Origin of the sequence: Bacillus sp. MUM 13 (assembly GCF_001866725.1) — a bacterium.
Lineage (GTDB): Bacteria > Bacillota > Bacilli > Bacillales > DSM-1321 > Peribacillus.
The window spans coordinates 24,353-45,363 of the sequence record NZ_MLYQ01000016.1 but is presented as its reverse complement, the minus strand read 5'-3'; the positions used below and the strand labels follow the sequence as shown (position 1 = coordinate 45,363).

The 21,011-nt window shown below is 40.2% G+C and carries 15 protein-coding genes; 12 read left to right on the top strand and 3 right to left on the bottom strand.

What is annotated here, in order from left to right:
* Window positions 1-252: 252 nt before the first annotated feature.
* From BIV59_RS05530 to BIV59_RS05500, 7 genes are all read left to right on the top strand, one after another.
* On the top strand, window positions 253-1,479 hold the full coding sequence (locus tag BIV59_RS05530) for a Bcr/CflA family multidrug efflux MFS transporter (protein ID WP_071350462.1): 1,227 nt from the start codon (window positions 253-255) through the stop codon (window positions 1,477-1,479).
* A 291-nt stretch (window positions 1,480-1,770) separates the two neighbouring features.
* Window positions 1,771-3,423 carry a MutS-related protein gene (locus tag BIV59_RS05525; RefSeq protein WP_071350461.1) on the top strand — a complete coding sequence of 551 codons (1,653 nt, stop codon included), beginning with the start codon at window positions 1,771-1,773 and terminating at the stop codon, window positions 3,421-3,423.
* 520 nt (window positions 3,424-3,943) lie between these two features.
* Window positions 3,944-5,875: a BglG family transcription antiterminator gene (locus BIV59_RS05520; protein WP_071350460.1), complete on the top strand. Its 1,932-nt coding sequence runs from the start codon at window positions 3,944-3,946 to the stop codon at window positions 5,873-5,875.
* Between the two features lie 258 nt (window positions 5,876-6,133).
* Window positions 6,134-6,442, top strand: coding sequence for a PTS sugar transporter subunit IIB (locus tag BIV59_RS05515; protein WP_071350459.1), 309 nt, complete (start codon window positions 6,134-6,136; stop codon window positions 6,440-6,442).
* A gap of 18 nt (window positions 6,443-6,460) precedes the next feature.
* Entirely contained in the window at window positions 6,461-7,795 is a 1,335-nt protein-coding gene (gene celB, locus BIV59_RS05510) for a PTS cellobiose transporter subunit IIC (protein WP_071350458.1), read from the top strand.
* Between the two features lie 110 nt (window positions 7,796-7,905).
* Window positions 7,906-8,226: a PTS sugar transporter subunit IIA gene (locus BIV59_RS05505; RefSeq protein WP_071350483.1), complete on the top strand. Its 321-nt coding sequence runs from the start codon at window positions 7,906-7,908 to the stop codon at window positions 8,224-8,226.
* A gap of 387 nt (window positions 8,227-8,613) precedes the next feature.
* Window positions 8,614-10,107 carry a family 1 glycosylhydrolase gene (locus BIV59_RS05500; protein ID WP_071350457.1) on the top strand — a complete coding sequence of 498 codons (1,494 nt, stop codon included), beginning with the start codon at window positions 8,614-8,616 and terminating at the stop codon, window positions 10,105-10,107.
* 278 nt (window positions 10,108-10,385) lie between these two features.
* Here BIV59_RS05500 and BIV59_RS05495 read toward each other — a convergent pair whose 3' ends face one another.
* The 3 genes from BIV59_RS05495 to BIV59_RS05485 form a co-directional block, all read right to left on the bottom strand.
* Complete coding sequence (locus BIV59_RS05495) at window positions 10,386-10,916, bottom strand: ECF transporter S component (protein ID WP_071350456.1); 531 nt, start codon at window positions 10,914-10,916, stop codon at window positions 10,386-10,388.
* A gap of 250 nt (window positions 10,917-11,166) precedes the next feature.
* Window positions 11,167-11,577, bottom strand: a complete 411-nt coding sequence (locus tag BIV59_RS05490; protein WP_071350455.1) for a YolD-like family protein — start codon at window positions 11,575-11,577, stop codon at window positions 11,167-11,169.
* 518 nt (window positions 11,578-12,095) lie between these two features.
* Complete coding sequence (locus BIV59_RS05485) at window positions 12,096-12,650, bottom strand: glutathione peroxidase (RefSeq protein ID WP_071350454.1); 555 nt, start codon at window positions 12,648-12,650, stop codon at window positions 12,096-12,098.
* Window positions 12,651-12,836: 186 nt separating this feature from the next.
* Between BIV59_RS05485 and BIV59_RS05480 the strand changes: the two genes are divergently transcribed.
* From BIV59_RS05480 to essC, 5 genes are all read left to right on the top strand, one after another.
* A complete protein-coding gene (locus tag BIV59_RS05480) occupies window positions 12,837-14,192 on the top strand; it encodes a TrkH family potassium uptake protein (RefSeq protein ID WP_071350453.1) in 1,356 nt (451 codons plus the stop codon).
* A 272-nt stretch (window positions 14,193-14,464) separates the two neighbouring features.
* Window positions 14,465-14,761 carry a WXG100 family type VII secretion target gene (locus BIV59_RS05475; RefSeq protein ID WP_071350452.1) on the top strand — a complete coding sequence of 99 codons (297 nt, stop codon included), beginning with the start codon at window positions 14,465-14,467 and terminating at the stop codon, window positions 14,759-14,761.
* Window positions 14,762-14,874: 113 nt separating this feature from the next.
* Entirely contained in the window at window positions 14,875-15,114 is a 240-nt protein-coding gene (gene yukD / locus BIV59_RS05470; RefSeq protein ID WP_071350482.1) for an ESX secretion system protein YukD, read from the top strand.
* A 55-nt stretch (window positions 15,115-15,169) separates the two neighbouring features.
* Window positions 15,170-16,498, top strand: a complete 1,329-nt coding sequence (essB, locus tag BIV59_RS05465; RefSeq protein ID WP_071350451.1) for a type VII secretion protein EssB — start codon at window positions 15,170-15,172, stop codon at window positions 16,496-16,498.
* Between the two features lie 43 nt (window positions 16,499-16,541).
* Window positions 16,542-21,002: a type VII secretion protein EssC gene (gene essC / locus BIV59_RS05460; RefSeq protein ID WP_071350450.1), complete on the top strand. Its 4,461-nt coding sequence runs from the start codon at window positions 16,542-16,544 to the stop codon at window positions 21,000-21,002.
* Window positions 21,003-21,011 lie beyond the last annotated feature (9 nt).

Below are 21,011 nucleotides of genomic sequence, written 5' to 3'. Positions count from 1 at the left end.
GCCATTCATATGAGCATAGATATTCATGATTCTGATAAAAAGTTATATAATTGAGCGGCTGTGTTTCGCTCGCTGAATATTCTTCATTAAATATGGAATGAAAAGAAAAATATGACTCACTGCTGCAATTATTTAATTGTTTACCAACAGGCAGGTTTCCAGTTATAATAAAGAATGTTAAATTTCGGTTATCGAAACATTTGTGTTTGTGTTTGATGATGAAAAAATTTCATAAAGAAAGGCGAGAGCATCTTGGATAAATCTAGCGGAAAGAAACGGCTTCAGCTTGCTGTGCTTTTAGGATCATTAGGAATCTTGGGTCCTTTTACAATTGATACGTATTTGCCGTCCTTTCCTACAATCGTAAATGATTACCACACGACCCCTTCACTCGTTCAAATTAGTTTGACATCCTGTTTATTGGGTCTTGGTTTAGGGCAATTAGTCATTGGTCCATTAAGTGATGTGAATGGACGCCGGAAACCTTTGTTGTTTTTCCTTGGTTTATACATCCTGGCATCCCTTACATGCTCATTTTCACCTAATATCTATTTCCTTATTGGGAGCCGGTTTGTGCAGGGGTTCGCAGCGTCGGGCGGAATTGTCATATCACGGGCAATCGTAAGGGACCTTTATAGCGGGAAGGAACTGACAAAGTTCTTTTCATTAATCATGTTAGTTGGGAACCTCGGGCCCATCGTTGCTCCGATTGCCGGAGGAGCAATCCTTGCTTTTAAAGGCTGGACTTGGGTTTTTATTGTATTGGCATGTATCGGAATCATCTTGATCTTTACCGTGTCATTTAAGTTAAAAGAGACGCTGCCGGCTGAAAAGCGTGTACCGAGTAATTTGCCTTATGTATTGGGCAATTTTGGCACATTGTTTAAAAATAAAGAGTTCATGGGCTATGCATTAACACAGGGGTTTATCACTGCCGGCATTTTTGCCTACGTTTCTGGCATCCCGTTTGTCTATCAGAATGTTTACGGAGTATCCCCGCAGCAATTTAGTCTTTTGTTTGGGGTCAATGGGCTCGCTTTAATCATTGGAAGCCAGTCAGTAGGCCGCTTTAATGATAGCATTTCAGAAGGGACTTTCCTGAAAATAGGCCTGACCCTTGCGAATGTATCAGGTTTATGGTTATTGATTGCACTCTTACTGAAAGCACCGCTTATTGGTGTCGCTATCCCGGTTTTCTTCTTTTTATCATCCATAAGTATAATCGGGACGACATCTTTCACATTGGCCATTCAGTCACAAGGACATATGGCGGGCAGCGCTTCTGCTTTATTGGGGGTATTGCCTTTTGTTATGGGCTCCCTTTCTGCCCCGATTGTGGGGATTGGCGGAGCGTACACAGGAGTCCCGATGGCCGCCGTCATTTTTGGCGCCAGCGCCTTGGCTTTCCTTTGTTATTTCGTCCTGGTGAGAAAATCCAAAAACCAGGAGACACTTTCCGTGGCCAATCGGAAGGCTTGAAAAATATGATGCGTTTTTAAAAACTGCATAAAAAGTTCATGCATCCTGTTGAATCATCAGAGGCATGAACGCAAAAAGGATAGAAAAGAGCATTTTCATTGGTGCTCATCTATCCTTTTTATTTTGGCTCATTTCCGCTGCATACTTCGCCGAACTTCTAAGGCAAATTCATTGGACTTAATCAATTCATTTTGGGAAATTATATGGTGTTTTACATAAAATATGGAAAATTGTGCCGTGAAATAATAAGATTGTATTGAAGGTGGCAAGAATAGCTTTGGAGGAGGGGATATGTTGATATATATAATTGGAGCAGCCGCATTATTTTTAATCATTGTTTTCGCGGATATTTTGAAAAAAAGGCGAATTAAAAGAATTATAGAGGAAGAATGGCAAGGGAAAAAGAAATTCTCACTAGATGAACCAATGGATTCTGTTAGTGCATATTGGAAGAATAATTGTGATCAACAGAATGGTGTTGATTTTATTACCTGGCGCGATTTATCAATGGATGATGTATATCAGAAGATTAATTATACGCAAACCTCCGTTGGTTCTGAATACTTATATCATCAATTACACAATATTCATCTTACAAATCAAGACCGCGATGAATCATTTTATGAACTCATGCATAAGAACAAAATTTTACGAACGCTCTTATTATATAATCTAAAAATATTAGGCAAACGTAATCATACCAATTCTTCATCTTTTTTTAGTAGAGATTATAAAAATATAACAAATGTTTGGTTATATATTTTGTTTGGCATCTTACCGATTGCAAGTGTTGGAATTATCTTTTATTCACTGAAACTAGGAATCTTGATACTTATCTCATCAATCTGTCTAAACATAATTACTTACTATAAAGAAAATCGGAATCTCGACATTAGTTTGTATGAGATCTCGTATCTATCAAGTATTATCCGGACAGGAAAACGTCTGACAAAAATTAAAGATGATTCTTTTAAACCGTATGTTATAGAAATTAACAAATCAGTCCAGCCTATCAAAAAAATTCTGTTTCTAGAAAGAATTATTTCACTTGGAAAAGGTACAGGAGATTTTGAGGGATTATTCGAATACATACGCATTATTTTTTTGCTCGACTTCATCTCATATTTTTATATGATTCGTATGATACAGAAACATAGGGATAGATATGAAAGACTCTGGAAAGCAATAGGTAAAATTGATTCTGGTATTGCTGTTGCTTTCTATCGGCATTGCATCGATGACTATTGCACACCAGCTTTTATGAATCATGAAGAATTAATTTTTAAAGAGATGTTTCATCCGTTAATTAAAAATCCTGTAAAAAACTCTTCGCATCTGAATAAATTGACACTGATTACCGGTTCAAATGCCTCTGGAAAATCTACTTATATGAAGGCTGCAGCAATTAATGCAATCTTAGCTCAAACCATACATACAGTACATGCTGGCAGCTGGAGTATGAAGCCTGCCTATGTTCTTTCTTCAATGGCGATCCAGGATAATGTCATTGATGGAGATAGTTACTTCAAGGCAGAAATTAAGTCGTTGAAAAGAATTATTCAAACTGCTGAATCTGGTGTTCCCTGTCTGTCTTTTATTGATGAAATTCTTCGTGGAACTAATACCATAGAGCGCATTGCTTCATCTGCTTCCATTATGGAATGGCTCAGAAATCATCAGGGTATGACTATGGTTGCTTCACACGACATCGAATTAACAACGATGGCAGGCGGATTTACTAACTATCATTTCCGTGAAACAGTACAAGAAAAGAGTGTATACTTCGACTATAAAATTCATCCTGGACCTTCCACAACTAAAAATGCAATTAAGCTGCTTGAACAAATGGAATACCCGACTTCCGTTACAGAATTAGCTTATTCATTAGCTGACAGGTTTGAAGAAAAAGGGGAGTGGAATGTTCAATCAGTAACAAACAAGTAACCAAAATGTATAAGAATGAGGAGAATGAAGATGTCTATATTAGTTATTTCTAACGCAAATTGAGCATCTCATGTGATATTAAACACGGGCGGCATGTTGTAAAAGGGACTTTAAAATCTTTTATTTCTGTGTCTAAAATGATAATACGCTTTCCAATGGCCGCCGTAATTTTTGACGCAAGCGCCTTGGCTTTCCTTTGTTATTTCATCCTGGTAAGAAAACCTAAAGGACATGTGGCGCTATCCGTAGCCGATCGGAAAGGTTAAAAAATGCTTGCATCCCATTGAACTAGGAGAATGAACGCAGACTAAAAAGGATAGAAAAGAGCATTTTCATTGGTGCTCATCTATCCTTTTTGTTTTGGATTTGTTAAACTTGCCATGTTTCAAAATTTACCAGGGAGCGAAGGTTTAGCCATCTCGGAATCGTTAATATGGTAATGTTATGGTTAGTATCTAAATATAGAAATAGCAGCAGCATTCACATATTACTGAAACAAATTTTGAAAGGTGATAGATAAATGGTTTCGAAACGACAGAAAGACATCGTGATGTCTTTATTAAAGGAGAAAGAACCTATTACTGCCGAATGGATGGCAAAAGAACATGGTGTGAGTGACAGGACGATTCGCTCAGAGATCAAGGAGCTTCAATCACATTGCGTATCTTTAGGAATCAGTATTGAATCTGTCCGCGGAAAGGGATATCTGTTGAACATTATGGATTATGAAGTGTTTAATGTAGAGTTTAATCCTAACGGACATGATGCGGTCGAAGATAGTCATGCTGATTTTTCCGAACAGGAAAACCGGGTGATGTATATATTGAAACGATTTTTACTAGAAAAGAAACCGATAAAATTAGAAAGTCTTGAAGAGGAGATATTTGTTTCCAAGCCAAAGCTTCAAAATGATTTAAAAGCCGTCCGTGAAATATTGGAAAGCTATCATTTGAGATTAGTTTCAAGACCGCATTATGGCACACAAGCTGAGGGCAATGAATATATGAAAAGGCTATGTTTTTCTAATTACATTTTAAGCCGGAACAGCAGCTTAAACATTGACAGAAGTTCTTTTCAGCTTTTAGATGAAAGGGTATTCAAAAAGATAAAGGAAACAATTATAAAAAAAGTGAATGAATATAAAATTGAGATATCTGACATCGCGCTGGAAAATTTGGCAACCCACATCACGATAGGATGCAAGAGAATTGAAGAAGGATTTGTCATTGAAAACCTGGATCAGGATGTAAAAGGAAAATATCCTTTTGAAAAAATAGTGGCCAATGAAATTGTAAAAGAAGTAGAAGAGCATACAGGCTTGGTGTTTCCAAAGACTGAGATTGATTATATTATAGTCCATCTGCTCGGGACAAAGTTGATTCATAAAAATACGCTGAATGATTTTAGTAAATTTGATGAGCTGGGCACCATCATTCAATGTATGCTCGAAAGATTGAAAACCGAGTTAAATTGGAATTTTTATGATGATGGTGAGTTCATCCAAGCGCTGACTTTGCATATTCGTCCGGCAATGAACCGGCTGCGCTATAATATGAACATCCGAAATCCGCTATTAAACGAAATTAAAAGGAAATATCCCAGTGCCTTTGAGGGAGCTGCCGTTGCGAGCAGATGCATCAATGAATATTTGGATATTGAGGTAGGAGAACACGAAATAGCTTATATTGCATTACATATCGGCGTGGCATTAGAAAGAATGAAAACAAAGCAGAAAAAAGCAAAGAAGGTCATTGTCGTTTGTGCTTCTGGAGTCGGAAGTGCAAAATTATTGTTTTATCGTTTGCAGAATCAATTTAAAGATGAAATCGATATTGTGGCTACAACCAATTATTATCAATTAAAAGAGTTTGACTTATCTTCTATTGATTTTATTATTAGCACGATTCCTATACATGCAGAAGATATAGGCGTTCCAGTGCAGGTCGTCAATACCTTTTTAGGGGAAAAAGATATTGCAGATATCAGGGAAAGCTTATTCGCTGTAAAAGATGATGGAGAACAGAGCTATTTAGATGAGTCCAGGATTTTTATTCATAAGGAGTTTGATGATAAAGAAAGTATTATCCGTTTTATGTGCGGAGAGTTATACAAACAAAAACTTGTCTCCAAAGGATATGAAAATCTCGTACTAGAAAGGGAGGCTGTTGCTCCAACCAGCTTTGGGAATCTTGTTGCCGTCCCTCATCCGCTTATCCCGGAAACAGAAGAAACATTCTGGACCATTTGTACCTTGAAGAAGCCAATTGCATGGTCAGATAAAAATATGGTTCAATTTATCTGTTTGCTAAATATAAGAAAGGTTCCGAAAGGCGACTTGGAAAGGATGTATAAAAGGCTCTTTGCACTAATTGAAAATAGTGCAAAGGTCAAAAAGATCCTAAAGAGTGAGTCAGCCAAAGAGATTATCAAGATATTAAATGAAACTAACTGAACATATATGAGGTATTCCAAAGGGATACCTCTTTTTAGGCTGCAGACAAAAAGGTTTATATGCTAAAAGCTTCATTGTAGTATCTATCATTTTTCCGCTGCGCAACGGAAAAATCCTTTCTGTTAAATGAAGCGTTTTCAAAATAAACTATACATAGAAAGCAGTTAAAACTTTCTTAATTGCCGGATTAAACAGGTTGGAATAATTGGCTAATTGTTTTTAAAAATAATTTTAATGGATATTAGGAGGAAAAATTCAATGAATATTTTATTATGTTGTGCAGCAGGAATGAGTACGAGCCTGTTAGTGACCAAAATGGAAAAAGCAGCACAGGAGCAAAGCTTGGAAGGGAAAATCTGGGCAATTCCAGCTAACGAAGTCAATCAGCACATTGACAAGGCAGATGTCATTCTTTTAGGACCGCAAGTCAGATTCCTGCTTCCGAATATGAAGAAGCTTGGCCAAGAAAAAGGGATACCAGTAGAGGCTATTAATCCAATGCACTACGGTATGTGCGATGGAGCGGAAGTTCTAAAAACAGCTATAAATCTAGTGAATAATAAATAATGAAAAAGGAGAAAAAAAATGAGTAAATTCAACAGCATACTAGAAGAGAAAGTCATGCCTGTTGCAGCAAAGATTGGTGCGCAAAGACACTTATTGGCTCTTCGTGATGGTATCATTGCGACGATGCCGTTCATTGTCATTGGTTCATTATTCTTGATCCTGGCTAACTTGCCGATACCGGGGTATGCAGACTGGATGAAGTCGATATTTGGCCCAAACTGGGCTCTTAAATTAAGCTACCCAGTAGACGCAACCTTTAATATCATGTCACTTATCGCATCATTTGCTGTGGCCTACCGATTAGCAGAAAGCTATAAGGTGGACGCGATGAGTGCGGGGACTATCTCAGTTGCCGCGTTTATATTATCAACGCCATTCAGCTTCTTATATACTCCGGTTGGAGCTAAAACAGGAGTTATGGTAACCGGAGCTATTTCAAAAGCTTACTTCAGCAGTAAAGGTTTATTTGTTGCCTTGCTTATTGGAATATTAGCAACAGAAATTTACCGGTGGATTGTCAAAAAAGACATCATCATAAAAATGCCAAATGGGGTACCGCCAAGTGTCGGAAGATCATTTGCAGCTCTAATACCAGGATTTATTGTCCTGCTCGTGATTTGGGTCATACGGTTACTTGTTGAATTAACTCCATATGAAAGCATCAACAACTTGGTTATGACTATTTTAGGTGAACCGCTAAAATTGGTCGGTCTTACTCTTGGAGGAACTATTGTAGCGGAACTATTCGTGACAATACTATGGGCATGCGGATTACATGGTACAAATATCGTCAAAGGTGTTATGGAACCAATCTGGTATGGTGCTATGGGTGACAATATGACAGCCTATCAGGCCCATCAGCCTCTGCCGCATATTGTTACACAGCAATTCTTTGATAATTTCGTTCATATCGGCGGAACAGGCGTAACATTTGGCTTAGTTCTTTCTATGGTCCTGTTTGCTAAGTCTCAGCAAATGAAGAATCTCGGCCGGCTGGCATTTGCTCCAGGGATCTTTAATATTAACGAACCATTAATATTTGGTTTTCCAATCGTGTTGAATCCTATTATGATTATCCCTTTCGTACTTACTTCAATTGTTACTGTCATTGTAACTTTTCTTGCGATGGATATGGGATTGGTAGCGAAACCTGTTGGTATTGCCGTACCATGGACAATGCCGCCAATTATCTCAGGATATCTTGCTTCCGGTGGACATATTTCAGGGGCCATAATGAATGTAGTAAATATCATTATTTCATTCTTCATGTATCTCCCATTCTTTAAAATGTGGGATAAAGCCAAGAAGAAAGAAGAAGATGCACTGAACGCAGGTGAAACAAAAACCGCATAAGACGTTAAATAGGCATTAGTTTGGCTAGTGCCTATTTATTAAAAATTAAATTATTGGCAGGAGAGTGGAACATCCCTTTCCTAGTAAACCAAATGAAAGGCCTGTTAATCATGAACAAAGAAGAACTATACAACCATGCATTTCAATTAATCCTTCATGCAGGTAATGCAAAAAGCCTTGCAATGGAAGCGATACATGCAGCTAAAAAAGGGGACTTTGCTGAAGCTGAAGAAAAAATGGCTGAAGCGGATGCTGCCTTCAATGAAGCGCATCACGTTCAAACGGACTTAATCCATCAAGAAGCAGGAGGAGAGAAATTTGATCTTCCCCTTATTATGATTCATGCCCAGGACCATTTGATGACCTCATTGACCCTTAAAGATTTAGCCGGGGAAATCATTGATATGCATAAGCTTATCAAAAAGCCTTAAAACAAGGTCTCTGCAGCACGCATGGCAAAATAGTGAATTAGAGCTTCATGTCCCTATCTGCAATAAGAACAAATTTTTTTATGACCTCATTTCTCATTTGCCAAATACTATAAGAGAAGAATAGGAGTCTATCCTTCTTTTAATTGCCCAGCTGCTTTGGGCTTTTTTTGTTCAAATGATTGATCAAATTCATTTCCGCAGCGATATAATACGGAAAATTATTCCTTGCTTCTGAGGAGCCTCACCGCCTGCCCCGCGGAAATCAGCCACTTTGTTTCATCGCAGCGAAGTTTACGAAAACAGCCTTTTAATTTATTAGGACAAGTATAGAAACATTATTCAAGCCGGAAATCATTAATCATACATAAAGGAAGGAAATGATTTTTAATGAAGAAAACATTCCCGGAAAACTTTTTATGGGGCGGAGCTACAGCTGCCAACCAATATGAAGGCGGATTTTCTGAAGGCGGAAGAGGGCTTGCAACAAGTGACTTCATAACAAATGGCGCTGCAGACCGTCCAAGGAAAATAACAATCAAGTTAAAAGACGGTACGAAAACAATGGTAAACCGGCGGCCTGCTGGCGACCCCAAGGTTGATACTATACCAGAAGGAGCAACAGGCTATATCGAGGAGGAGGTTTATTATCCGAGTCATGATGCTGTTGACTTTTACCACCATTACAAAGAAGATATTGCCCTTTTAGGAGAAATGGGCTTTAAGTGTTTCCGGCTATCTCTCAGCTGGTCCCGTATTTTTCCAAAAGGCGGAATTGAAGGGGAACAGCCAAATGAGGAAGGGTTAAAATTCTACGAAGATGTTTTTAATGAGTGCAAAAAATACAATATCGAACCACTGGTCACTCTTTACCACTTTGAGACACCTGCGTACCTGGCTGAACAATATAATGGCTGGGGCGGCCGCGAGACGATTGATTGTTTTTTAAGAATGTGCAGAGTTGTTTTTACGAGATACAAAGACTTAGTTAAGAATTGGATTACCATTAATGAAATTAACGTTTTAAATGGGTACGCCTTTATGGGAACAAGGGAAGCTTCTGCACAGGTGCGCTATCAGGCAAAACATCATATGTTTGTGGCAAGTGCTCTTGCCAATAAGCTTTGTCATGAAACGATACCTGATGCAAAGATTGGCTGTATGGTTGCTTTAAGCTGCATTTATCCAAAGGATTGTAAGCCGGAAAATGTATTTGGAGCTTTGAATTATCGAAGAGGGGCTTTGATCTATTCGGATATCATGATGAGAGGATATTATCCATCTTACGCCGATCACTTTTTTGAAGAAATTGGGGTAACTATAAAAAAAGAACCAGGGGATGAAGAAATAATTATGGCGCATCCTTCTGATTTCTTATCATTTAGCTATTACCGAAGCAGTGTTTATCATACAGAAATCGTTCAAAATACCGATACAGGCGGACAAATGGGAGATGAGAATCCTTTCGTGAAAAAAACGGAGTGGGGTTGGGCTATTGATCCAGTTGGGCTTAGATATACCTTATCAGAACTTTATGACCGGTATCAAAAACCTCTCTTTATTGTCGAAAATGGAATGGGAACCATTGATAAACCTGATGAAAATGGGCAAATTGAAGACGATTATCGAATCGAATATTTCAGAGATCACATTGCAGAAATGAAAAAGGCGGTCACTTTGGATGGTGTAGACCTAATGGGCTATACTCCATGGGGATGCATTGATTTAGTTTCAGCAGGTACTGGAGAGATGAAAAAACGATATGGTTTTATTTATGTAGATATGGATGATGAAGGAAATGGAACATTAAAAAGAAAAAAGAAAAAATCGTTTGATTGGTACAAGAAAGTGATAGCGACTAATGGAGAAGATCTTAGTTTTTAATTAAATACTAACTAGCGTTGAAAATGAACTAGTCCAAGAAATCTCTGTGTACCTGCACAGAGATTTCTTGGTTTTTCTATATTATTTGATATGTGAGGTGCAGACTTAGATTTGAAATGAATAAAAGACTAATCCATTTTGATGAGTTATTATCTTCAAAAAAACCGGAAATTTATTAAGGCATTATACAAAAAAAGACCCCATGAAGTAGTGTCCAGCTTCATAGGGTTCATTTACAAGTCAACAGATTCTCGTTTCCCAAAAATTTAAGGAGCTGTTCAAATCTGTCCGGTTCTCTTCTTGAAGCGTCCTGCCAGCGGCACTACAATAATCCCGGCTAGTACAACTTGAATAATATTTCCCGGAATGGAATATAACGGCAGTATCCAGTTGCCGTAAAGGATCACTTCGGCAAAATAGTAGCCCACGATTTTTATTACCAGGGCAGCGGCTACTGCCAATGTGTTTACCAGCGCTCTTTTGCCTGGTGCCTTCTCAGATATGAGGCCTGCTATAAAGCCCATGGCACCTACGATGATAAAAGTAAATGGTGCCCATATTACATAGGGAGAGAAAAGGTCGGATAAGGCCATTCCGAAGGCGCCTGCTATGGCCCCTGTTTTTTTGCCGTAAACCATGGCTGCTATGAAAAGAGGCACGTTACCCAGATGGATGAGGCCCCCGTTGCCTATTGTGGGTAGCTTTATTTGGATGAACATGGTAGCTACAAGGGTTAATGCAATAAAAAGGGCGTTCATGACTAAGGCCCTTGTTTTAGTTGTTTGTGTTTGTGGATATGCTGAATTCACCGGATGACCTCTTTCTTTTTTTTACATATTATCATACTCCAAATCTGGCCGTTTATAAATACGTCAGAACTATTTATTTGTAACATGTACAGAGTTGATCACAACCATTAAAGCGAATAGTATTTATAAGAAGAGATAAGAATTAATTAGAAAAATGAAGTGAAAATCTTGATGAATGAGGTAAACCGGTGGAATCCGGATATGTGTAAGAACCCGCTCTGTGCCGGTTATAAGCAGGCTGGAGAGGCCATTAAACTCTTTCAATAGCTACTAAATGGTCTATCGGAATGGAAATGCTGCCGCTTAATAAATCTACGATTATCTCCCTATTTAGCATGTCTACATCTGCTACGATTCCTATTTTTGTATCAAACAGTCCATCCTTCCAGTATATAGTCCGGACAGGGATGGTCAGGTTCAGGGAATCCATTGCCGCTTGCCCAATCTGCTCCATATTCTTTCCGTCTAAAAAGGGCTTCTTTTCTAATTTATTTTCTTCTATTAACTGTCTTAGTAATCGAATATGCTCTGGAAGCATGAGAGAAGTCCATTTTATATTGTCTTTAATCATTTTCATCTGCTCCTTATCTTTTGTCTCTGTTAACTTGCCTGTTGATTTCCTTTCAGGGCATCCGGCTAGCTTTCTAACAGTAATGTTCATGATGGAATTTCCCTCCGGTCAAAACACCTTTTCTAAAAGTATATACGAACATTTGTTCCTTTTCAAATAAAAATAAAGACTCCTTTCTTAAAGATTGTTGTTTTTTGAAAATTTGTTATGTAGGCATTCCCATTGTCAAGCTAGGGTGGTTGGAGCGAGGTTCTTGAAGCGGAAATCAGCCACTTGCTTCATAACAGTAAAACTTGATTCGATGAGCGGTTTTTTTGGTATAGAAATCAAAAATAGAGAGGTTCCCTGAAAAATGGGATCCTCTCTACTTTTTAGGCTTTTTTCTTAAAGGTTGTTGTTTTTTTAATTTGTTATGTGAGGCGTTCCCATTGTCAAGTTAGGTTGATTGGAGCGTAAGGTGCGAGACTCCTGCGGGATGAGCAGAACAGGTGAGACCCCGCAGGCGCAGCCAAGGAGGCTCACCGCCTGCCCCGCGGAAAGCGAGCATCCTGAAGCGGAAATCAACCACCTTGTTTTATAGCAACAGAGTTTACGAAAACAGCTATTTTTTATGAATACTTCAAAAGCAATTCAATATCTTTTTCCATATCCATTGGGTCAGTGGTAGGTTCAAACCTTTTGACGACTGTTCCTTTTTTATCAATAAGGAACTTTGTGAAATTCCATTTTATCGAATCGCCGTATATATATTCAGGATGCTTTTCATGTAATAAAGGAATCAGCACCTTTGCCACTGGGTGGGATTCATCGAAGCCCTTAAATGGCTGGGAAGAGGCAAGGTAGTGAAAAAGCGGATGGGCGTTTTCGTCCCGGACATCGATTTTTTGGAACATCGGGAAGCTGACGCCGTATCGAAGGGTGCAAAAGAATTGAACCTTTTCATTATCATCCGGTTCCTGGCCGGCAAATTGATTGCAAGGGAAACCTAAGATCACAAAGTCCTTTTCTTTATAGCGGTCATAAAGACGCTGCAAATCTTCATATTGAAAGGTGAAGCCGCATTGTCCGGCTGTATTGACAATGAGTACCACCTTGCCTTTGAATTCTTCTAAACTTATATCCTGCCCGTTCATGGCTGTTGCTGAAAAATCATAAATGCTCATTTTTTTTCCTCCAAAATGTATGTAATTTCATATAGTTCTTAAGACTTGAGTCCATACTACTACTTACGCTCACACAATAAAACTAATTAACCTTTTCGAATGTGCTAAAGGATCTTCGGCTGTCCTGAACTTTTAATGTTCGGGAGGATTCGATATAATATGTAAAAAAACGAAATCAGGAGAAACATGAAAAGTCCAATTGAAAATCGATCAAAACAGATATCACCGGCACAGGTTATAGTCATTTATTACATTCTGGCAGTGGCGGTGTCGACCGTACTGCTATTGCTGCCTATCACTCTTAAGCCGCATGCCAAGCTTTCATTTATTGATGCGCTTTTTACGGCAATTAGTGCTGTGAGTGTAACAGGTTTATCCACGGTTAACTTGAGTGAAATCCTCAGTGTGCCTGGAACCTTCATCTTCGCTGTGATTCTTCAGTTTGGCGGAATCGGCATTATGGCGTTTGGAACGTTTATTTGGCTGATGCTTGGAAAAAAAATCGGCCTAAGAGAGCGGATGCTCATTATGACCGACCAGAATATTTCTTCCCTGGCAGGGATTGTCCAGCTGGTGAAGAGGCTGCTGATTTTGTTTACGCTCATTGAACTGGCAGGGGCAGCCGTGCTTGGAACTTATTATCTAAAATACTTTCCTACCTGGAAGGAATCATTCCTGCAGGGCTTTTTTGCAAGTGTGAGTGCTTTGACAAATGCAGGATTTGATATAACAGGAGAATCTTTAATACCATTTGCAAAGGACGGGTTTGTTCTTACAGTCACGATGTTTCTGTTAATAATCGGAGCCATTGGCTTTCCCGTACTGATGGAGGTGGTTCAGTTCTTTAAAGTGAAAAATCGCAAAAATTTCAGGTTTTCCCTGTTTACCAAGATCACGACGATCACTTTTTTTGGACTGATTATCATTGCAGCAATAATGATTTTTATATTTGAAAATCATCATTTTTATAAAGATATGCCGTGGGGGGAATCGCTCCTTTATTCTCTCTTCTACTCGGTTTCTTCCAGGAATGGGGGACTTAATACGATAGATATCCGGGAGTTTTCAGCACCTACGCATTTTCTGCTGAGCATCCTTATGTTCATTGGCGCATCGCCAAGCAGTGCCGGTGGGGGGATCAGGACGACAACGTTTGCCATTATGCTTTTGAGCATCTATTATTTTGCCAATGGAAACACGACAATCAAGGTATTTAGAAGAGAAGTGGTCATGGAGGATGTGATAAAGGCGTATATCGTGACGGTGACAGCGACGATATTGTGCAGCTGTGCGGTTATGCTTCTGATGGTCCTTGAGCCGCGCTTTTCTTTTATGGAGATCGTATTTGAAGTAGCCTCAGCCTTTGGAACGGTAGGTTTTTCGCTGGGCATCACTTCAGATTTGCATACCTTTGGCAAGATTATCATTATGGTATTAATGTTTATCGGAAGGATAGGAGTTTTCACCTTTTTATTCTTATTGGGCGGGAAACCGATCAAAAACCATTATAACTATCCAAAAGAAAGAATTATTATCGGTTAGATATTGAATTCTTAAGCCTGCAGAAGCAGGCTTTTTCTTATGCAATCATCCCGTTAAATTTGATCAAGACAGAAAATATGAAAAAAATGGATTTATTTTTAGAATATGGGTTTAGGTGATTTAGTACTGGGTAAAAAGTCTATTATAAAGAAACTAGAGATTTATACATTAGTAAAAATTAACCAATTTACAAAGAATATCACGGTATCAATGGCAAAATTTGTATGGGTAATTTACAATGTAACTAATTAAATTTTAAGGAGGAATTTGTAATGGGTGCAGGAAATATTCGCGTTACACCAGATGAGTTAATTGATGCTTCGAAGAAATACCAGACGGAAAGCCACGAAATTGATTTAATGATTGGCCGCTTGGATACATTGATTGGCCACCTGAACCAAATTTGGGAGGGTGCATCAAGCGACGCGTTTCATGATCAATATGAACAGTTAAAGCCATCCTTCAAGGATATGTCAAATTTGCTGGAAGATGTTCACCAGCAGTTGGATAAAGCTGCTAATATTATGCGTGATACTGATAATCAGATTGCCAGCCAAATTCGCGGATAATAGAAACATAGTGATTGTAGGAAAAGCGCTGCGAATCTATTAAGATTATAGCGCTTTTTCTCTGTTTAAACACAAAATTCATGAGCTTTAAACGCACTGCAGGGGTGATTTCAATTTATATCCAGCTTACCGTCGATCTGAAAAATTACAGCGGGGAAGTATTTGATCTTCAGCTATCGAATTATCTTTCTATCAAAAAGGTTATAGAAGTTGTCTGGCAGGTGAAAAACCTGTCCCGCCCTCCCCGGGAAGGCTATTGGATCAGGATTCAAAATAAAAAGTTCGTCTGTTCAGGAAACAGGACCTTGCTTGAGAGCGGCATCACAACAGGAGACAGGATTGAGATCCTGTAGCCGGAAGGCAGAGTCATAGTCTTAGAATCTCTGGAAAGAGGTAAAGGAGCAGGAAATGGAAGAGGTAAAATCATCTTATTTAGATAAAAGAATTGAAGCTGCGGTATTGAGGGATGATGGATATGTCTTTGTCTTTCAGAGGGCCAGGCTAAAAGTGAAAAATGAGCTCGAGCTCCAAGTGCTTAAGGATGCAGACGATGTGCTGCAAAAAGAGATAGAAGTGAATGACGAAGAAGTGAGGATTTCGGTACAAGTGCCGGAAACTTTTGTGGAATTTTCTGAAATCAAAAAGAAAAATGAACTATCCAGATGGCTGTTTTCTCATCAGCTGATCAAAAAAGTGCAGAGTGGACGCTCGCCAAGGCTGCATATGGTGATATGCCCGGAAAATATCGTGCTAGATTCAAGCTTGACACCATACTTCCTCCATTATGGAGTAAGAGAAAGCTTGCCTCCCTATGAAAAAAATCCAGAACTTTTACTGCAGGAGCTCAAGGCTGCTGTGGCGAAAAGCATAGATGGTCAATATACATTCGAACAATATCTTTCCTATCACCAAACCCTGAAGCTATCTTCTTCCGTGAAGGGAATCCTCTCGGCAGGCAGTCTGGATGACCTTGCCGGTTTCGTACAGTCACATATAACAGAGCTTGAGAAAAAGGAAAGAACGGTTATACATATCCCGCAGAAGAAATGGAAAAGGAACCGCTATTTCCTATTTGGCGGCCTGATTCTTCTTGTGCCTGCCCTTGTTTACACACTTTACTCCCTATTGTTTCTCCAGCCGAGGGAAGCGGCTTATGTGGATAGCGGGAAAGCTTTCCTCCAGGAGAAATACAGTGAGGTAATCGACACCTTAGAGAATGAAAACGCAGATAAAATGCCAGACGTCGTCCAGTATGAATTAGCTTATTCTTACTTTGTGAATGAGGATTTGTCAGATGATCAGCGAAAGGTGCTTGAAAACACACTTAATCTCCAATCGGATAAAAAGTACTTCCTCTATTGGATTTATCTTGGCAGAGGAGAGAATGAAAAGGCTATCGACATTGCCCGTTCGCTTCGTTATCAGGATTTAATCATGCTTGGCTTAATCCATTACCAGGCAGAAATCCAAAGTGATGACAGCCTGACAGGAAAGGAAAAGGAAGAGAAGCTTAAACCCATAACTGCAGAATTTGATGAATATAATCGGCAAAAAGAAGCTGAAAAAGCTGAAAAACAAAAAGAATTGGATAAAGAGCTCGAATTGCAAAAGCAGCAGGAAGAAGCAATGAAACAGCAGGCAGAGAAACAAAAGCGTGAGCAAGCTGCGGCACAGGCTGCTGCCCGGAAAAATAAAGCAGACAGCAAATCGAAAGAGGCGGCCAGAAGCACGAAGTAATGAATCGGAGAATTCAACAGCGTTTTGCAGGAGATGATTTTTAATGGAGCAGTTATGGATTTTTTATAGTGATGCCTACCAGCATTTTTCGATTGAAAGTAATCATCCTGACACCCTCACCATAGGGGATGAAGAAAGACATACTTGCACGGTCCGCTCATTTCCATTTAAAGAGGGTCCAATAGAGCTTCAAAGACTAGAGGGAAGCCGCGGTTACCGTGTTATCCAAAATTCAAGGCAGATTGGAGAGCTGAACCATGGCGGTGCCTTCTCCATTGAAGCCTCAGGTGAAACGATGACCATCTGCTATTCCGCCATGGATGAAGATGAGCATGTCTACTATATTGGCAATCTTGATGAATGGACGGTTTCCCCTAATGACGGGGCGGATATTCAAAAAGAAGCATCAAAGATCCATGAAGATAATGGATTTGAAGTGGTCAAGCTGAACGGACAATGGATGCTTGTGCCTGATCAAGCAGGTTTTGTGTATGTGAACGGACATAAAGCAGGAGAAGCAAGAACCCTTGAAATAGGTGATGTGGTTTTTTCCCCGTTTCTGGAATTCTCGCTTCTTGAAAGTGACCTGCTGAAGGTAAAAGGTGCTGCTTCCTTCCAGACAGAGCTGACGAGGACGCTTCCGCCAGTTTCCGAGATGCAGAAAAGTTACCCTCAATACAGGCGTACACCAAGAATGGTGTACGATCTGCCTGATGATAAAGTGGCCATCACGTTTCCTGCCCAAGAGGCAGATGATCATCAAAGAGGATTATGGCTGATGATACTGCCGCCTCTTTTAATGATGATTGTAATGGGGGTTGTTGCCTATATTCAGCCGAGGGGGATCTTTATTTTAATCTCGATAGTGATGTTTACAACGACAATTTTTACTTCAACAGTTCAATATATGAAAGACAGGAAAAGCCGCAAGAAAAGAGAAGCGAGGCGCCTAAGGGTATACACACGCTACCTGGAGCAAAAGCGCGAGGAGCTGCATGTGCTGTCAAAGAAACAGGAAGATGTCTTGCAGTACCACTTTCCTTCCTTTGAGAGAATGAAATATATGACTGGCAACATCAGCTCCCGTATCTGGGAAAGAACGGCAGAAAGCGGGGATTTTCTGCATTTTCGCATCGGGAAGGCAACTATTCCTTCCAGCTACGCAGTAACAGTAGGATCCAATGATATGTCCAACAGGGATATGGATGATTTGCTTGAAGAGGCACAAGAGCTTGTCAGCACCTATAAATACATAAGACATGTGCCCTTAGCCATTGATCTTTCACATGGGTCCATGGGGCTTGTCGGAAAGAGTTCGATTGTTAAACATGAATTGCAGCAATTGATCGGCCAGCTTGCCTTTTTCCATAGCTATCATGATGTAAGGTTTGTAGCCATTTTTAATGAAGAAGATTATAAGGAATGGGAGTGGATGAAATGGCTTCCGCACTTTCAGCTGCCGCATTCCTATGCCAAAGGATTTGTTTATAACGAACAAAGCAGGGACCAGCTTCTGTCTTCTCTATACCAAATGCTCCGGGAGCGCGACCTGGATGAAGAAAAAGAAAAGAAGCGTTTCTTCCCGCATTTTGTTTTTATTGTTACAGACCGCAATCTTGTGGCTGAGCATGTAATCATGGAATATCTGGAGGGAAAAGATGTCCAGGTAGGTCTTTCTGCCATATTTGCCACCGATGCAAAAGAAAGCCTGTCAGAAAACATCCATACGCTTGTCAGATACATTAATGAACGGGAAGGTGAAATCCTGATTGGCCAGGGAAGAGCCGTTCATACCCCGTTTGTCCTGGATATTCATAAAAAAGAGGGAAATGAAGATTATGCGAGGCTGCTTCGTTCCCTTAATCATCAAAAGGGGATGAACAACTCCATTCCGGAGATGGTTTCCTTCCTGGAGCTTCATAATGCAAAAGAAGTGAAGGATCTGCAAATCGGAGAAAATTGGCAAGTCAATCAATCCTCACAGTCGCTTGCTGTTCCAATCGGCTTAAAGGGACGAAAAGATGTTGTAGAACTGAATCTTCATGAAAAAGCGCATGGACCGCACGGATTGCTTGCTGGAACAACAGGTTCCGGGAAAAGTGAATTGCTTCAGACATATATTCTGGCTTTGTCTGTTCATTATCACCCGCACGAAGTAGCCTTTTTATTGATTGATTATAAAGGCGGGGGAATGGCACAGCCGTTTAAAAACATTCCGCATTTGCTTGGCACGATTACGAATATTGAGGGAAGCAAAAACTTCAGCGCACGTGCACTTGCTTCTATCAACAGTGAATTGAAGAAAAGACAGCGCCTCTTTGACCGCTATGAAGTGAATCATATTAATGATTACACGGATTTATACAAAGAAGGAATAGCAAGCGAGCCGCTTCCGCACCTGTTTTTAATCTCAGATGAGTTCGCTGAGCTTAAAAATGAGGAGCCGGATTTTATCAGGGAGCTTGTCAGTGCGGCCAGGATTGGGCGCAGCCTTGGGGTACATCTGATTTTAGCTACACAAAAACCTGGCGGAATCATTGATAACCAGATATGGAGCAATGCCCGTTTTAAGATTTCCCTAAAGGTGCAGGACGCGGGAGACAGTAAGGAAATTCTAAAAAATGCCGATGCGGCCAACATCACAGTAACAGGCCGGGGATATCTGCAGGTCGGCAATAACGAAGTATACGAGTTATTTCAGTCAGCATGGAGCGGGGCGCCGTATTTAGAGGACACCTATGGGGCAGAAGATGAAGTGAGCATCGTGACCGACCTTGGATTGATTCCAATCTCCAATGTCCCTGCTAAATCATTGGGAGGGGGCCAGGAGAAGAAAACGGAAATCGAGGCTGTTGTAAAAGAAATCCTGGCGGTTCAGCAGGAATTGAAAATCGAAAAGCTTTCAAGTCCTTGGCTGCCTCCTCTTGAGGAAAGAATTTTCAAGCCTGAAAACATTGATGAAAATGAGCGGCTCTTCCCGATCGGGCTGATGGATGAACCTGAAAAGCAGAGCCAGGCACCGTATGCCTATAATTGGATCGAGGATGGGAATATTGGGATTTTCGGTTCCTCAGGTTACGGGAAATCAAACACTGTACTTACTCTTCTAACTGGGTTTGCGGAAAAACAGACGCCGGAAATGCTTCAATATTATATTTTTGACTTCGGTAACGGGGCGCTCCTGCCGCTTCGGCAGCTGCCGCACACCGGTGATTATTTCCGGATTGACCAGGAGCGCAAAATCGAGAAATTCATGATGTTCATAAAGGCAGAGATGGAAAAGCGAAAGCAGCTGTTTACCGAGAAGGAGTTCAGCAGCATAACTTTATATAACTCCCAGGTAGAGAAAAAACTGCCGGTCATTTATGTAGTCTTGGATAATTTTGATCTGGTGAAGGATGAGCTGCCGGATCTTGAGATGCAGTTTACCCAGTTTGCGCGTGACGGGCAGTCACTCGGGATCTTCATGATTCTGACGGCAACAAGGATCAGTGCGATCAGGCAGCCTCTAATGAATAATTTAAAAACAAAAATTGTCCATTATTTAATGGATAGCTCGGAGCAGTATTCCATCCTTGGCAGAACGCCTTTTAATAATGAGCCGATTCCTGGAAGAGCCCTTGTCAAGAAGGATGATGTCCATCTTCTGCAGGTTTACCTGCCCGCAGAAGGCAGTGATGATCTGGAGGTCCTGGATGGTCTTAAACGGAATATTGCCAGGCTGAATAAGAAATATGAAAATTATACGAAACCAAAAGGAATTCCTATGCTTCCTTCGAGGCTGGATATCGGAAGCTTCAAATCCTTCTATTCACCAGCCAATAAGGCAGGGCTGATTCCTATAGGACTTGCGGAAGAAAGTGTTACACCGGTTTATGTGGATTTAATGTCCAATCCTCATCTGCTGATTGCCGGACAGTCCCGGAAAGGTAAAACAAATGTGCTGAAGCTGATCGTCGAGTCACTTCTAACACAAGAGGTTTCCAGTGTTGCAATCTTTGATGCTGCTGACAGGGGGCTTGCTCCTTATGCAGGCAGGGAGAATGTGTATTATTTAGAAACCAAAGATGCCATTTCTGATTGGCTGGACCAAATTATCGAAGCCTTTGAAGAAAGAGAGCGGGAGTATATCCAGGCGATTGAGCAAAGAACAATCGGCAGCCTGTCATTCGAACCAGTGCTTTTTGTTATTGACAGCATCACAAGGTTTCAGCAAACCATCGACAGTAAAGTCCAGGATAAGATGGCCCTCCTGATCAAGCAATACAGCCATCTTGGATTTAAGCTCATCGTTTCAGGCAATGCAAGCGACTTTACAAAAGGATATGATGCACTTACGAGTGAGCTGAAGCAAATCCGCCAATGTGTCTTGTTAATGAAAAAATCCGATCAAAGCCTCTTCACCCTGGCATATTCAAGGAAAGAAGAAGAAATTCAGCCAGGCTATGGCTACTTTGTCATGAATGGCAAGGAAAACAAAATACAGATTCCCCATATAAATTGAAGATGATTA

What these genes read in the sequence shown, in the direction of transcription:
- BIV59_RS05525 (WP_071350461.1), top strand. Translation starts at nt 1,771, where the DNA reads ATGTTGATATATATAATTGGAGCAGCCGCATTATTTTTAATCATTGTT.
- BIV59_RS05520 (WP_071350460.1), top strand. Translation starts at nt 3,944, where the DNA reads ATGGTTTCGAAACGACAGAAAGACATCGTGATGTCTTTATTAAAGGAG.
- BIV59_RS05515 (WP_071350459.1), top strand. Translation starts at nt 6,134, where the DNA reads ATGAATATTTTATTATGTTGTGCAGCAGGAATGAGTACGAGCCTGTTA.
- celB (WP_071350458.1), top strand. Translation starts at nt 6,461, where the DNA reads ATGAGTAAATTCAACAGCATACTAGAAGAGAAAGTCATGCCTGTTGCA.
- BIV59_RS05505 (WP_071350483.1), top strand. Translation starts at nt 7,906, where the DNA reads ATGAACAAAGAAGAACTATACAACCATGCATTTCAATTAATCCTTCAT.
- BIV59_RS05500 (WP_071350457.1), top strand. Translation starts at nt 8,614, where the DNA reads ATGAAGAAAACATTCCCGGAAAACTTTTTATGGGGCGGAGCTACAGCT.
- BIV59_RS05490 (WP_071350455.1), bottom strand. Translation starts at nt 11,577, where the DNA reads ATGAACATTACTGTTAGAAAGCTAGCCGGATGCCCTGAAAGGAAATCA.
- BIV59_RS05485 (WP_071350454.1), bottom strand. Translation starts at nt 12,650, where the DNA reads ATGAGCATTTATGATTTTTCAGCAACAGCCATGAACGGGCAGGATATA.
- BIV59_RS05480 (WP_071350453.1), top strand. Translation starts at nt 12,837, where the DNA reads ATGAAAAGTCCAATTGAAAATCGATCAAAACAGATATCACCGGCACAG.
- BIV59_RS05475 (WP_071350452.1), top strand. Translation starts at nt 14,465, where the DNA reads ATGGGTGCAGGAAATATTCGCGTTACACCAGATGAGTTAATTGATGCT.
- essB (WP_071350451.1), top strand. Translation starts at nt 15,170, where the DNA reads ATGGAAGAGGTAAAATCATCTTATTTAGATAAAAGAATTGAAGCTGCG.
- essC (WP_071350450.1), top strand. Translation starts at nt 16,542, where the DNA reads ATGGAGCAGTTATGGATTTTTTATAGTGATGCCTACCAGCATTTTTCG.